Source organism: Sphaerochaeta sp., from assembly GCA_022482495.1.
Lineage (GTDB): Bacteria > Spirochaetota > Spirochaetia > Sphaerochaetales > Sphaerochaetaceae > RUG023.
Map to the genome: position 1 here is coordinate 303,625 of JAKVPA010000001.1, position 14,340 is coordinate 317,964.

Annotated in this window: 13 protein-coding genes; 6 read left to right on the forward strand and 7 right to left on the reverse strand. The window is 57.3% G+C overall.

All coding sequences use genetic code 11. The features are described 5' to 3' along the window. The first annotated feature begins 4 nt into the window (after window positions 1-4). The 3 genes from serS to LKE28_01570 are packed head-to-tail and all read left to right on the forward strand — an operon-like array spanning window position 5 to window position 4,124. Window positions 5-1,285 (forward strand): serine--tRNA ligase, encoded by a 1,281-nt coding sequence (gene serS / locus LKE28_01560; GenBank protein MCH3906956.1) that lies wholly within the window; start codon window positions 5-7, stop codon window positions 1,283-1,285. A 13-nt stretch (window positions 1,286-1,298) separates the two neighbouring features. Beyond that, window positions 1,299-2,753: a nicotinate phosphoribosyltransferase gene (locus LKE28_01565; protein MCH3906957.1), complete on the forward strand. Its 1,455-nt coding sequence runs from the start codon at window positions 1,299-1,301 to the stop codon at window positions 2,751-2,753. A gap of 6 nt (window positions 2,754-2,759) precedes the next feature. Further along, complete coding sequence (locus tag LKE28_01570) at window positions 2,760-4,124, forward strand: MATE family efflux transporter (protein ID MCH3906958.1); 1,365 nt, start codon at window positions 2,760-2,762, stop codon at window positions 4,122-4,124. Here the strand turns inward: LKE28_01570 and LKE28_01575 are convergent. The 7 genes from LKE28_01575 to ade form a co-directional block, all read right to left on the reverse strand. Further along, the gene (locus LKE28_01575) at window positions 4,109-4,597 is read right to left on the reverse strand and encodes an N-acetyltransferase (GenBank protein MCH3906959.1); all 489 of its coding nucleotides are present in this window, start codon (window positions 4,595-4,597) and stop codon (window positions 4,109-4,111) included. The genes LKE28_01570 and LKE28_01575 overlap by 16 nt on opposite strands. After that, window positions 4,594-5,352 (reverse strand): N-acetylmuramoyl-L-alanine amidase, encoded by a 759-nt coding sequence (locus LKE28_01580; protein MCH3906960.1) that lies wholly within the window; start codon window positions 5,350-5,352, stop codon window positions 4,594-4,596. Before LKE28_01580 ends, LKE28_01575 begins: the two co-directional genes overlap by 4 nt. After that, on the reverse strand, window positions 5,349-6,275 hold the full coding sequence (locus tag LKE28_01585) for a hypothetical protein (GenBank protein ID MCH3906961.1): 927 nt from the start codon (window positions 6,273-6,275) through the stop codon (window positions 5,349-5,351). The genes LKE28_01580 and LKE28_01585 overlap by 4 nt, the downstream gene beginning before the upstream one ends. Before the next feature lie 45 nt (window positions 6,276-6,320). Beyond that, window positions 6,321-6,806 (reverse strand): hypothetical protein, encoded by a 486-nt coding sequence (locus tag LKE28_01590; GenBank protein MCH3906962.1) that lies wholly within the window; start codon window positions 6,804-6,806, stop codon window positions 6,321-6,323. A gap of 52 nt (window positions 6,807-6,858) precedes the next feature. Then, window positions 6,859-7,980: a glutamate 5-kinase gene (proB, locus tag LKE28_01595; protein ID MCH3906963.1), complete on the reverse strand. Its 1,122-nt coding sequence runs from the start codon at window positions 7,978-7,980 to the stop codon at window positions 6,859-6,861. Further along, the gene (locus LKE28_01600) at window positions 7,977-9,257 is read right to left on the reverse strand and encodes a glutamate-5-semialdehyde dehydrogenase (protein MCH3906964.1); all 1,281 of its coding nucleotides are present in this window, start codon (window positions 9,255-9,257) and stop codon (window positions 7,977-7,979) included. Before LKE28_01600 ends, proB begins: the two co-directional genes overlap by 4 nt. A gap of 61 nt (window positions 9,258-9,318) precedes the next feature. Next, the gene (gene ade, locus LKE28_01605; GenBank protein MCH3906965.1) at window positions 9,319-11,058 is read right to left on the reverse strand and encodes an adenine deaminase; all 1,740 of its coding nucleotides are present in this window, start codon (window positions 11,056-11,058) and stop codon (window positions 9,319-9,321) included. Window positions 11,059-11,355: 297 nt separating this feature from the next. Here ade and LKE28_01610 point away from each other — a divergent pair, with 297 nt between their 5' ends. The 3 genes from LKE28_01610 to LKE28_01620 all read left to right on the forward strand — a co-directional run bounded on the left by LKE28_01610 (window position 11,356) and on the right by LKE28_01620 (window position 14,213). Next, a complete protein-coding gene (locus LKE28_01610) occupies window positions 11,356-12,357 on the forward strand; it encodes a hypothetical protein (GenBank protein MCH3906966.1) in 1,002 nt (333 codons plus the stop codon). 141 nt (window positions 12,358-12,498) lie between these two features. Further along, window positions 12,499-13,797: an NCS2 family permease gene (locus LKE28_01615; GenBank protein ID MCH3906967.1), complete on the forward strand. Its 1,299-nt coding sequence runs from the start codon at window positions 12,499-12,501 to the stop codon at window positions 13,795-13,797. A gap of 107 nt (window positions 13,798-13,904) precedes the next feature. Beyond that, window positions 13,905-14,213: a hypothetical protein gene (locus LKE28_01620; GenBank protein MCH3906968.1), complete on the forward strand. Its 309-nt coding sequence runs from the start codon at window positions 13,905-13,907 to the stop codon at window positions 14,211-14,213. Window positions 14,214-14,340 lie beyond the last annotated feature (127 nt).

Sequence of the window (14,340 nt, forward strand, 5' to 3'; positions counted from 1 at the left end):
AGATATGATTGACTTGAAGGAGCTGAAGAGCAGGCATGACGAGATCGCCGCCAACATCAAGGCGAGAAACATGCAGGTTGACTTGGATGCCATCATCGCGCTGGCGGACAAGAGGTCCGCCGTGATGAAGGAAGCGGATGACATGCGCCAGAAACGGAACGAGAACGCCCAGAAGATGAAGGGCAAACTCTCCTCTGAGGAGCGCGCTTCCCTGATCGAGGAAGGAAAGATTATCAAGGAACGGATCGCCGTCCTGGAGAAGGAAGCGGCCCAGCTGGATGCTGATTTCCAGATTCAGGCACGGACCATCCCCAACTACGCCAACCCCAAAGCCCCGATCGGCAAGGAAGACAAGGACAGCACGGCAATCAAATACGTCGGAGAGCCGCCCAAATTCACCTTCAAGCCGCTGGACCATGTGCAGATCGGCGAAAAGCTTGATCTGATCGACTTCGACACCGCCACGGCGGTGGCTGGTCCGAAGTTCTACTATCTGAAGAACCAGGCGGTGGTGCTGCAGATGGCCTTGGAGCGATATGCCATGGACATCGTGCTGAAGCATGGCTTCACCCCGTTCATCACCCCGGATGTCGCCAAGGAAGAGATTCTTGCCGGCATCGGATTCAATCCGCGGGGAGCGGAGAGCAACATCTACACGGTGGAAGGCACCGGCATGGCGTTGGTCGGCACGGCGGAGATTACGCTGGGCGGCTATTACGCCGGCAAGATTCTTGAGAAGAAGGATCTTCCCATCAAGATGACCGGGCTTTCCCACTGCTTCCGAAGGGAAGCCGGTGGCGCAGGGCAGTATTCCAAAGGTCTGTACCGTGTCCATCAGTTCTCCAAGCTGGAGATGTTCATCTACTGTCTGCCGGAAGAATCGGACAAGTGGCATGACTACCTGCTGTCGGTGGAGGAAGAGATCTACCAGGGACTGGGGCTGGCCTACCGGGTGGTGGACACCTGCACCGGGGATCTGGGAGCGCCTGCCTATCGGAAGTTCGACATCGAGGCGTGGATGCCCGGTCGCGGGGATGCCGGCGAGTACGGGGAAGTGACCTCCACCTCCAACTGCACCGACTATCAGGCACGCAGTCTGTCCATTCGCTATCGTGACGATGATGGGAAGCTGAAGTTCGTCCACATGCTCAACGGCACGGCAGTGGCCCTCTCCCGCACCATGGTGGCGGTTCTGGAGAACTACCAGCAGGAGGATGGCTCCATCGCCATCCCGAAGAACCTGGTCCCCTACGTCGGATTCGACAAGATTCCGGCGAAGGGCTGAGGGGGACGGAGGGATGCACGTCAGCGCGCTGGTCACCGATTACTATGAACTTTGCATGATGCAAGGGTATTTCGCCACCGGGCACAATCCTGACGTGGTGTTTGACATGTTCTATCGGAACAACCCGTTCAACGGAGGATACGCCGTCTTCACCGGACTGAACGAGTTGGTCGACAAGCTGGAGGATTTTTCCTTCAGCCAGGAGGACATCGGGTACCTGAGGAGTCTGGGGACGTTTACCGAACCATTCCTCTCTTATCTGTCCGACTGGCGGTTCACCGGTGATTTGTACGCCTTTCCCGAGGGATCGGTGGTCTTCCCCGGAGAACCGCTGGTGCGGGTCCACACCTCGTTGATCGAAGCGCAGTTGATCGAAGGCATTCTTCTTAACACGTTGAATTTCCAGACGTTGATCGCCACCAAGGCCGCACGGATGACGGAAGCAAGCGGCCGGGGGACGATCATGGAGTTCGGCCTCAGGCGGGCCCAGGGCGAAGACGGCGCGCTCTCCGCAAGCCGAGCGGCGTTCATCGGTGGCTGCAAGGTCACCAGCAACGTCCTTGCCGGGAAGCAGTACGACATCCCGGTCGCAGGGACGATGGCCCACAGCTGGATCATGAGTTTCGACAACGAACTGGACGCGTTCCGCTCGTTCGCCCAGCTGTATCCGGACAACGCAGTCCTGTTGATCGACACGTACGACACACTGCACTCCGGCATTGACAACGCCATCATCGTGGGGTTGGAGCAGAAAGCCAAGGGAAAGAAGATCGGCGTGCGGATCGACAGCGGAGACCTCTCCTACCTTCCCCGGGTGATCCGAGGGCGTCTGGACGACGCGGGACTTTCTGACGCGACGATCTGCGTCTCCAACGACCTGACGGAAGAGATCATCCAGACGCTGGTCACCGACCACGTGCCCATTGACACCTGGGGCATCGGAACCCACCTGGTCACCGGTGGAACGCAGAGTTCGCTGAACGGCGTATACAAACTGGCGGCGAAGAAGGAAAACGGCATCTACGTTCCGACGATGAAGATCTCCAATACGTTCGAGAAGACGACCAATCCGGGCATCAAGCAGGTGTATCGGTTCGCCGACGCTTCCGGAGGTTCCTTGGCCGATCTGATCACCCTCTCTGACGAGAAGGTGACCACCGGACGCTCCTATACGTTTTACCATCCGTTCGCTGAAGGAGACTTTTTCGTCATGAAGCCGGAGGGATATGCATCCTGCACCCCGATGCTCCATCGTTGCATGCAGGGGGGCAAACGGTGCGGGGAAAAACCGACGCTCCGGGAGCTTCAAAGCGAAGTGCAGAAAAATCTCGACCGGTTCCATCCGTCGTATCTCAGGCAGATCAACCCGCACATCTACAAAGTGAGTCTTTCCTCCCGACTGAAGAAACTGAAAATGCAACTGACGCTCCAGCAACGGAAATTGGGGATGGACGGACAAGAGGACTGAAGCGGAATGCACACATCCAAGGAAGTGTTCGAGGACCTGCCGGTCTGGCGGGCATTGCTTTCCCTATCCATCCCCACCATCATCAGCCAGCTGGTCACGTTGGTCTACAATCTTGCCGACACGTTCTTCATCGGACGGACGGGAAACCCGTACATGGTGGCTGGTTCCTCGCTGGTTCTGCCGGTGTACATGCTCTGCGTCGCCGTCTCCAACCTGGTGGGAACCGGTGGCGGCACCTTGATCTCCCGGCTTCTGGGAAGCGGCAGGGAGGATGAGGCGAAAAAGGTGGCCGCATACGGCGTGTACCTCGCCTTGGCGCTCGGCGCCTGCTACAGTCTGCTCTGCTTCCTGTTCCTCCATCCGTTGCTTACCGCGCTTGGGGCCAGCGACCACACCCGCTCCTATGCGGCTTCCTATGCGCTGTACATCATCATTCTGGGAGGGGTGCCCAACATCCTCTCGTTGACGCTGGCAAATTTTCTCCGCAGCGTCGGATGTGCCAAAGAGTCGGGATTCGGCGTCAGTATGGGAGGCGTGCTGAACATCGGGTTGGATCCGCTGTTCATGTTCGTTCTGCTTCCCGAAGGCATGGAGGTTACCGGAGCGGGAATGGCGACGCTCTTGTCCAATCTGGTCGTCCTCGCCTACTTCATCGTGGTGATCATCCGCTTTTCCGGACGTACCGTCCTTGGGTTCAGCCCCCGATTGGGCATGCCGCTCTCCACCTCACGCAAGGCGATCATCTCCGTCGGTGTTCCCGCCGCGTTGACGACGTTCCTGTACAACCTGGTCAATATTTTGATCAACCGGCTCTCCTCCCAGTACGGCGACATCGCCGTGGCTGCCATCGGCATTGTACTGAAGGCGGAACGGCTTCCGTTGAACGCCGGCCTGGGGCTCTGCCAGGGTATGATGCCCCTTGCCGCCTACGCGTTTGCCAAAGGTGATTTCGGACGGATGAGGCGTGCGCTCCGGGACACCCGGATCGCGGGATTGGCGTTCGCCGCGCTGTCCATCATCCTGTATGAGACCTTTGCGGGCCCGGTGATGCGCTTCTTTATTGATGACGCCCAGACCATTGCGCTCGGCACCCATTTCCTCCGTGCCCGCTGCATCGCGACCCCGTTCATGTTCCTCTGTTTCAGCTACGTGATGTTCTTCCAGGCCATCGGCATGGGTAACATGTCCCTTTCCCTGGCCATTCTCCGGCAAGTGGTGTGCAACATCCCCATTTTGCTGGTGCTTGACCACTTCTTCCAGATGAATGGCATTATCTGGACACAGTTCACCGCGGACGCCCTGACGGCGTTCCTCTCCTTCCTGGTGTTCCAATCATTGGTGAAAAAAGGGAAGATTCAGACAGCCAGCTGAAAGGCGATGCGGTCCGTTCCATCATCCAGCGTAATGATCCCACAAGGTGTGAAGCCAGCCTTCACCAAGAGACGGCGCATTGTCACGTTGTCCCGATGGGTGTCGGCGCGCAGGTTTGAGATTTGGGACAGGCAGAATTGGACACAGGATGCAAACACCCCGCTGACCGTCCCGTCACTCGCAAGCCGATGGATCGTCCCGTACGGAGCGTCATTCAACCATGCGCCTTCCCGAATCTCCCGGTAGGAAGGATCCAACCCGATGGAAAAAACGAAGGAAGCATGCACCACGCCATCATCCCCCAAACCGACATACAACCGGCCCAAGGAAATATCTTCCGTCAAAAGCTCCAGCGAGGGATACGTCGTTCCCCACTGGGTGGGATTGCCATGGCTTGCCATGAACGAACGCGCTTCTGCGTAGACGGCGAGCACCGCCTCCAAATCCTTTCCTACCGCTTTCCTGATGGTCATGATTCCTCCTGTGCGCACGCTTGGATGGCGGCGACGATGGCATTGGCCATCTCCTGCCGCCATGCGGGAGCGAGCAGATGCGTCGCGTCGTTCTTGTTGGAAATGAACCCTACCTCCACCAGGACGGCAGGCATTCGGGAGATGTTCAGCACCCGGACGTTCTGTTGTTTGATCCCCCGGCTTCGGGAAAGGGGCATGTGCTCGGAAATGGCCGTCTCAAACCGGGTCGCGACCTCTTTGTTCCGTTGGTTGAGCAGATCATTCAGTTCCATCTCGGTAAATGGAGCAAACAAGCTGATGTTTTCCTTTGGGGTCTGCTCATCAAGGAGGGTCACACGGAGGGACGGTATCTTGGTCAGGATCTCGAACCCTTCCGCCTCATCGTTCGTCGCGCTGTTCACATGGATGGAAACAAACAACGCGCTGGTCTTCCGGGGAATAACCGTCCGGTAGGCGATGGCTGCGCGGTCATCCAGCGCGATGAACGTGTCATCCGCACGGGTCATGACGATGTTCCATTGGGGTTGGGCCACGGCAAGCAAGTCTGCGACGCGCTTGGCGATGTCAAGAATAAAATCCTTTTCCTGGATGGTGCCTCCGGCGAAACTCCACGCAGAGGAAGCCCCCCCATCCTTTCCTCCATGACCGGCGTCCAGCACCACGGTACGAAGCGGATAGGAGAACGGATCCGTCCGGGCAAAACAGAAGGAGACGGCCACACAGAAAAGCACCGCCACAAGCAGGCAACGCTTCACTTCTTCGTCTCCCCTCCCGCCCAGCAGGTGACCAGGTGGGTGTAGTCCTGTTTGACCAGCCATACCAGGCGGGTCTTCACTTCATCGCGGAACGCGTCCTTGTCGTAATCCGTCTTTGGTTTACGGACGGTGTTTTTGCCCCGAAGGTCCTGCACCACGCCCAACGCCTTGGTGCAGCAACGCCGGTACCCCTCCATTTCGGTGATGTCTTCGATCACGGAAAGGCGGTCGGGGAACTGGATCAACAACGTCTGGGTCAGATACAAAGGATGTCCCAGCTCCCAGCAACGGATTCCCCAGTCCAACGCCTGCCAGTACTCGCTGTGGATCGCCTCGTCAAAACCCCTGAGCCGTTGGAACAGCGCCCGGTCGTACAAGCCCATCCCCATCACCGGGTACAGCGTATCCACCTTGGTGTCATCCAGCATGTTGGGGAAGTCACACCCATGGGAAAGCCGGCCATCGACAAGGGTGGGGATGCGGACCGTAGGGATGATCTCCTTCTGGGAATTGGCCAGCACCGGCACCACCATGGCGGGATGCTCTTTGGCTTCCATCATGGCGAACAGCTTTTCGCCGTCAAAACGGATCAACTCGGCGTCACTGCGGACGATCAGGAACGAGTTGGTCTTGCAGGTGGAGGCGAACGCGTTGATCTTCTCCCCGCTGAACCCACGGGAAGTGAAGACGATGAACGAGACGGAGGGGAACGTCTCCTGAAGTGTCTTGATGTCCCGCTGGTCATCCATCGTCAGCACATGGATGTCATAGTCCAGATTGGCCACGTACCAGGAAAGCGCCGATTCCAATTGCTCGGAAGAACCCACATCGAGAAGCCCGACGGCCAGGAGTGGGTTGTCATGTAACGAACGGATGCGGCTGCCCACATCCTGTTTGCTCTGGTAAATCCGATAGTCGTTCACGAGCCCCTCTCTTTGCACGCATTGTATCCCGCGGGAACCGTGTCTTCAAGCCACCGGCGTTTTTTCCTTGGGTTTGCGGACACTCTTTCGCGAGGAAGAGGCACGCGGCGTCGTCCTGCCACGGGTTCCTTTGGACGCATTCCGCTTGTCCCTGCGGTCCAGCCAACCGGCGATGTATTCCGGACTCCAGTACACCCGGTCTTTGGGAATGAGTCCCTTCTCCGGCCGGTAGCGCTCCACTCCCAGATAATCGGCAAGCGGTTTCACCCGTGCATCCATTTCGTGATACTGCTGGATGCCGAACGCCCAGTCCCGCCCCTGGGCCATGTCAATGACGGCCAACAGGTGCGACTTCCGCGCCGGTTTGCACTTGTAGTTGAAAAACGATCCATCCTGTTCCTGCACATTGCCCACCACCTCCACCGGAATGGTCAGTTCCATGTGGAATCCGTGTCCCTCCAGAAACGCGACGGCGTCCTGAAGGGAAACAAACAAGGTGTCATTGCAGGTGGTCAAAGCATGCGTGCCCATACCAAAACCTTCCCCTGTATTGTAGGGAAACGACGTCGGAGGCTCAACCCATTTATTCGACGGAAGAAAGGATTACCATGTCTTCCGGCCGGAAGATCACATCCTTGTGCCCTTTACCCAGGAATGAGTCGATCTCCGTGTTGGTATGCCCGGCCATGAACGCCACTTCGGTGCTGTTGTAGTAGGGAACAGCCTTGGCGAACGCCACGCCGGATCTATCCACCACCTGCACCACATCCCCTTCCCCGAAATCCCCTTGGACGGAGACGACCCCTTTGGGAAGCAGGCTCTTGTGGGACAGCAAGGCCGCCTTCGCGCCCTCATCCACCACGATGGCCCCTTGATGGGAGTTGTTCAGGATCCACCGCTCCTTTTGGGAGAGCCGTTTCTTCGGATGGATGAAGGAGCCTACATCCTCCCCATCCAGAATCCGGATCAACGCGTCCTTCCCATAGCCGGAAGCGATCACCGTCCCGCAACCGGCGATGGTGGCGATCTTCGCGGCAAGCAACTTGGTCTTCATCCCGCCGACGGCGAACGCGCTGCCCGCCCCTCCGGCGTAGGAGAAGGTCTGTTCATCCAGCGAGGGAATGTCGGTGAGCAACGTGGCCTCGGGATGTTTCTTGGGATCGGCGGTGTACAGACCTTCGATGTCGGAGAGGATCACCAAAAGGTCGGCGTCAATCTTCGATGCGACCATGGCGCTCATCCGGTCGTTATCCCCGAACGCAGAACCAATCTCCGCCGTACTGACCACGTCGTTCTCGTTGAACACCGGCACGACATCCAGATCCAACAACGTGAAGATGGAGTTGCGCAGGTTGACGTACGTCTTGCGGTTGTTCAAGTCACTGCGGGTCAACAGGATCTGGGAGCAGATCAAGCCATTCTCGGCGAACGCCTTGCGGTAACTGTCCATCAACATCGGTTGCCCGATGGACGCGCACGCCTGGCGCATCGTCACCTGTTTCACCGCTTCCTTCAGCTTCAGTTCCTTGGCACCCATCCCGACGGCGCCGGAGGAGACCAGGAGCATCTGCAACCCACACTTCTTCAGTGTGGATATCTGCCGGGCGATATCCTGGATACGGGAGATGTCAATGCCGTTGGGCGCGGAGAGCAGATTGGTGCCCACCTTCACCACGATGCGACGGATATGAGAAAAATCCCTCATACCAGTTCCTTGTGGGTGAACGGTTTGGCATGAGGCCCCATGTAGGTGGCAACCACCTGCCCCTGTCCGTCAAGCAACCATTTGGTCGTCATCAGGCCGGAGAGCCCCACCGGTCCCCGGGCATGGATCTTGCTGGTGGAAATACCCACTTCAGCTCCCAGTCCGTAGCGGTACCCGTCGGCAAAGCGGGTACTGCAGTTGACGAACACATCGGCGGAATCCACCCGATGCTGGAAATCCACGGCAGGGGATGCATCCTGCGTGATGATGGCGTCGGTGTGGTGGGAACCGTGGGTATTGATGAACGAAACCGCTTCCCCTTCATCGGCCACCACGTGGATGTTGATCTCCAAGGCAAGGTATTCCTTGTCCCAATCCCCTTCCTTGAACGGGACGCACCCTTGGGCAAGCGAACACACCTGGGGATCTCCATGGACAGTCACCCCAGCCGTCTGGAACGCCGCGACGATCCGCGGCACGAACGTCGGCGCGATGGCCTGGTGCACCAAGAGCGTCTCAATCGCGTTGCAGGCCGCCGGATAGTTGGTCTTGGCATCCAGGGCGCACGCTTCAGCCATCGTGAAATCGGCCGATTGGTCGATGAACATATGGCAGATCCCGCTGGCATGCCCCAGCACCGGAATGGTGGTGTGCTCCATGACGAACCGGACGAACTGGTTGGAGCCGCGGGGGATGATCAGATCAAGGTCATCTCGGCACGTCAGCATCAGGGAAACGTCCTCACGGGAGTGGAGCAACAGAAGCCAGCCATCCCCGATTTCCGTCTTCTTGGCGCTGTCAGAGATGGACTGGGCCAACGCGCGGTTGGTGTGGTCCGCTTCGCTTCCACCCTTGAGAATAATGCCGTTGCCGCTTTTGACGGCCAGAGAGACGATCTGGACCAACGCATCCGGCCGTGCCTCGAAGATCATGCCGACCACCCCCAGTGGGACGTTCACCTTCCGGAGGATCAAGTCATGGTCAAGTTCACGTTTCTCCAGCACCTTGCCGATGGGATCCGGCAATGCGGCCACTTCCTGTACGCCTTTGGTCACCGCGTCCAGCTTCTCCTTGCTCAGTGTCAGCCGTGAGATGACCGATGGAGCAAGGTCTTTGCCCAAAAGAAGATCCTCCTGGTTGGCCGCCTGGATGGCAGGCCAGTCCCGTTGGAGCCCTTCGGCGATGGCGGAAAGAAGCTCGACGCGACGGGCGTTGTCCGACGCTGCGAGCCTTGCGCTGTTCAGTTTCACCTGATGGATCTGTTCACGTGTCGTCATGCCCCATACGATATCCAGAATGGGGGCGACGGGCAAGCGGAACAGGGTGGTTTTCCGCTGGTTACTTCTCCAACGGGACCAATTGGAACGTCGTCACGTCAAACAGCCCCAGATCGGTGACCTTGTAGGCGGGAATGACGGGAAGCGCCATGAAGCAAAGCGTCATGAACGGCTCCACCGCGCGGCTCACGCCGAGTTCGGTGTAGGCGAGCTCATGCAACCTGCCCAACTGGTCATTCACTTCTGAGGCGGAAAGCGTGGTCATCAAGCCGGCGATGGGAAGCGCCAGGTGTCCGACGACCTTCCCGTCCCGGATGATCGTCATGCCGCCACCCATGGAAACCAGATCCTTCACCGCTTCTTCCATATCGGCGTCATTGTCTCCGGTGACGATGATGTTGTGGGAGTCATGGGCGATGGAAGTCGCGATGGCGCCGTGCTTCAGTCCATAGCCACGGATCAAGCCAAGACCGACATTTCCTGTCCCATGATGGCGTTCCACCACGGCGATCTTCAGGATGTCTTGGGCGGGATCGTGTTTCCACAGGCCCTGCTCCACCGTCACGTCCGCCTCCCCTTTGCCGGTAACCACGCTGCCCGGAATGATGTCGATCACCCGGACATGGGGGGAAGCGAGGTGCAGTTCCAGTTTCTTCTGGGAAAAATCCTTCACCTGCATCCGGCCACTGACGTTTTTGGCTTCCACCGGAGCGGAAGGAGCAAGAATTCTTCCGTCCTTGGCCACCAGCTTGCCCAGAACGTACACCTCTGAGGGGTTTGCCTGGCTGACATCGGGGACCAACAGGAAATCGGCACGACGGCCCGGGGCGATGGCGCCGCGGTCATCCAGACGGTAGCAGTCCGCCGCGTTGATCGTCGCGATGGCATAGGCGTCTTCCGCCGCCATGCCATGGGCGATGGCCATCCGTACGTTGTTGTTGATGTGTCCTTCTTCCAGAATGCTCTTCGGTTGCCGGTCATCCGTGCAGAACAAGCACCGGGTGATGTTGTGTTGGTTCACCCAGGGAAGCAGGTTGAGCAGATCCCTGCACGCCGAACCTTGGCGGAGCATCACGTACATGCCCCGGCGTATCCGGTCATGGAGCTCTTCCGGCGTTGCGCATTCATGATCCGTCTTGATTCCCGCCCCGGCATAGGCGTCCAGTCCGCTGCCTTTCACCGCCGGGCTGTGGCCGTCGATGGGAAGTCCCGCCAGTTTCGCCTCCCATATCTTGTCCAATACAAACGGAGTTCCGGAAACCACACCGGGGTAGTTCATCATCTCACCCAGCCCGAGAATCCGATCCTTTCCGAACATCTTCTTGATGTCCTTGGCCAGCAGGGTTGCGCCGGCGTGCTCGAAATCGGTGGCAGGCACGCAGGAGGGGACCATGAACTGGACGGACAGCGGCGTCTTCGCCGAGGAAGCCAGCATGTATCTCAGGCCATCCAGCCCGCAGACGTTGCAGATCTCATGGGGATCGGCGACGACGGTGGTCGTTCCGCAAGGTACGACCAGATTGGAAAACTCGCTGGGGGCCAGGTAGGAAGACTCGATGTGCTCATGGCCGTCGATCAGACCGGGGACCAGGTACAGGCCATGGGCGTCCACCATCTCCTTGCCCTTCCCTTTTCCCGGTTCGGCAAAGCCGGCGATATACCCTCCGCTGACCAACAGGTCACCGTCAAACCACTGTTTGTTGAATACATCCAGGATATGGGCTCCACTGACGCACAGGTCGGCGAGCTTTCTTCCATCCGCAACGGCGATGCCGTTTTCCCACGAACGACGCGATCTCATCGTTATCACCTCATTGCCAAGTGTACCATGATGCAAAATGTTTGCAACACTCCCTTCGTCATTTTGTCCGTCCGGAACACAGAATATCGCAAACGAGCAAAAAAAATTCTGAGGATTTCATCAAGCTTGCGTAATTCTTATAAATGGGTGATTGCAAACGAGTGGTGACAATCGGTGAGAAACCCGTATAATGTGATGCGAGAGTTTCCAAGGCAAGATGTAGCGAGCGTGGTGGCCCAATACGTTTTGCCAAGGAAACGCTCAATAGAGGCCACCACCTTGAAGAAGCATAATCACATGAAGTCCAGGAAGGCGACTCCCTGGGACGGGATGACGGACCTGACTCCCACAGAGGAATACATCAGGGACCATCATCAGGAACACTACCGGATTCATCACCAGACGTTGGGTGAGGACATGGAATCGTCGCTGTTGAACAGCCGGAAGCCGGAACGCTGCAGTTACTGCGGGTCCAAGGATTTCATCCGTTTCGGTCACAACGCAAGCGGTGTCCAAGTCTATCGTTGCCGTTCCTGCGGCCGCAGGTTCACGGTGCTGACGGGGACGATCTTCGACTCGCACAAGATTCCCATCAGCGAATGGATTGAGTTCCTCTACAACCTGTTCTCGTTCGTCAGCCTTACCGCCGACTCCTGGAACAACAAGAATGCTTTCACCACATCGAAATACTGGCTCGAGAAGGTGTTCCTCCTCGTCGGGGAGTACCAGAAGGGCATCAAGCTGAAGGGTGATGTGGTTCTGGACGAGACCTTCTATCCCGTAAGGTCAGAGGAAACCGTCTGGAAAGACGGGAAGAAGCTCAGGGGCCTTTCCGTCAACCAGATATGCATCGGCGTCGCCTGCGACAACGAGCATGTGTTCTGCGTCCTGGAGGGCAAAGGGAAGCCGTCACAGGGAAAGACGTGGTCGGCTTTCAAGGACCATATCGAGAATGGTTCCGTGCTCATCCACGACAAGGAAAACGCCCACAAGACGCTTGTTTCCGGCCTTGGTCTCACCAGCATGTCCTACGATGCGAGGGAGATCAAGAAACTTGACGACAGGGACAATCCTCTGGAACGGGTGAACAGGATACACTTTCTCCTGAAAAGGTTCTTCATGGCGCACTCGAGTTTCAAGAGGGAATACATCGGCGGGTTCATCGACCTGTTCCCTTTCGTGATGAATCCACCGTCGGAAAAGCTGGAAAAGGTCAAGGTTCTGCTCGATTTGGGATTGACCCACGCCCAAATACTCCGATTTCGTGATGATTTTCTTGAAATCAAGCATTCAGATTGAGTTTTTCACCACTCGTTTGCAAGTACCCATTGAATTCTTATCACAAACAGGCAAAAGAGTACCATCGATTTTTCTTGGATGTTCCCTTAATGAGTGATAGGATGTGGATAGTATTGTTCCCTAAGAGAAGGAGAGTCACGTATGGAAAAATTCTTTAAGGTCAAGGAGAAGGGAAGTTCCGTCAACACCGAGATTATGGCGGGCGTCACCACCTTCCTCACCATGGCGTACATTCTCGCCGTCACCCCGGGAATCCTTTCCGCAGCAGGAATGGATTTCTCCAAGGTGTTCGCGGCAACGGCCATTGCATCCGCCATCGCCACGCTGGTCATGGCGTTCTGTGCCAACCTGCCGTTCGCGTTGGCTCCAGGCATGGGATTGAACGCGTTCCTTACCTACACCGTTTGCATTGGCATGCAGAAGAGCTGGCAGTTCGCCCTCACCGCGGTGTTTGTGGAAGGTCTGATCTTCATCGCCCTGACGGCCTTCAACATCCGGGAAGCGATCGTCAACGCCATTCCTGCCAACCTGAAGAAGGCCATTGGAGCGGGTATCGGCCTGTTCATCGCCTTCATCGGCATGCAGAACGCCGGGATCATCTCCGGCTCTCAGGCGACACTGGTCGAGCTCTCGCCGACCTGGTACAAAGGCGCTCCGCTGCTGGCAATGATCGGCGTGCTGATCATCGCCATTCTGATGGCCCGCAAAGTCAGAGGCGCCATTCTGATCGGCATCATCGTCTGCACCATCATCGGCATCCCGATGGGACTGACCAAGTATGCCGGTGGCAGCTATGTCCCCCCCGCTCCGTACTTCTGGCCGTTTGACTTCCATGCCGTCGCCCAGGCTCCTGGTGAATTCATCTTCGTGATGTTCACCTTCCTGTTCGTCGATATGTTTGATACGGTCGGCACGTTGATCGGATGCGCCAACAAGACCAACATGATGGATAAGGATGGAAACATCGTCAATTGCAAGCAGGCGTTGTTTGCTGATGCCATCGGCACGACGGTCGGCGCGCTTCTGGGAACCTCCACCGTCACGACATTCGTCGAATCCTCTTCCGGCATCGCCGAAGGCGGACGCACCGGCATGACCAGCTTCGTGGTGGCCATCCTGTTCCTGCTCTCCCTGTTCCTCGAGCCGTTGTTCGGTTCCATCCCCAGCGCCGCCACGGCGCCTGCGTTGATCATCGTCGGCGTCTTGATGATGTCCCCGGTGAAAGACATGGATTGGGACGACATCACCGAAGCGGTCCCGGGTTTCCTCACCATGCTGTTCATGATCGTCGCCTACTCCATCGCGGACGGCATCATGATGGGTATCCTGTCCTTCGTGTTGATCAAGCTGATCAGCGGCAGACAGAAGGAAATCACCGCGATGACATGGGTATTGTTTGGATTGTTCATTTTCAAGATCGTGATGAAAGCGTTGGTGTGATCACCATACACGTCACACGGCAGGGTCGGGAAACCGGCCCTGTTTTTGTTTCCATTGCCGGCAAGCGTTTTTTGGACTATATTCGATGACGTACGGAGGTACAGCATATGGATGAAATCAACATCACCCAGAATCCCCAGCGGAGGGACAACAGCTCGCTCGTCGCGCTGGTGATGGGTATCCTTTCCATCGTCTGCAGTCTGACTGGGTTGATGCCGGTAGGCTTGGTGCTTGGCATCATTGGCATCGTCCAAGGAAACAAAAACCGGAAGATTGATTCGGAAGCCCATGCGGGATTCGTCTGCTCCATCATCGGAACAGCCCTTTCCGGAGTGTTCGTCCTGCTGGTCATCGTCTTCCTTATCGCCTTCGGCGCATTTTTCCATGCAGCGTGGATGCCGATGATGTTCTGGTAACGCTCCAGGATTGGGCAGAAAAAATGGGTCCAACTCTTGACGTAAATTGAAACTGTGATATCCTGATGAATACACCAGAAGGTAAAGACACACGGCATGAGTGCCTTTACGTTTCACGAACGATTCT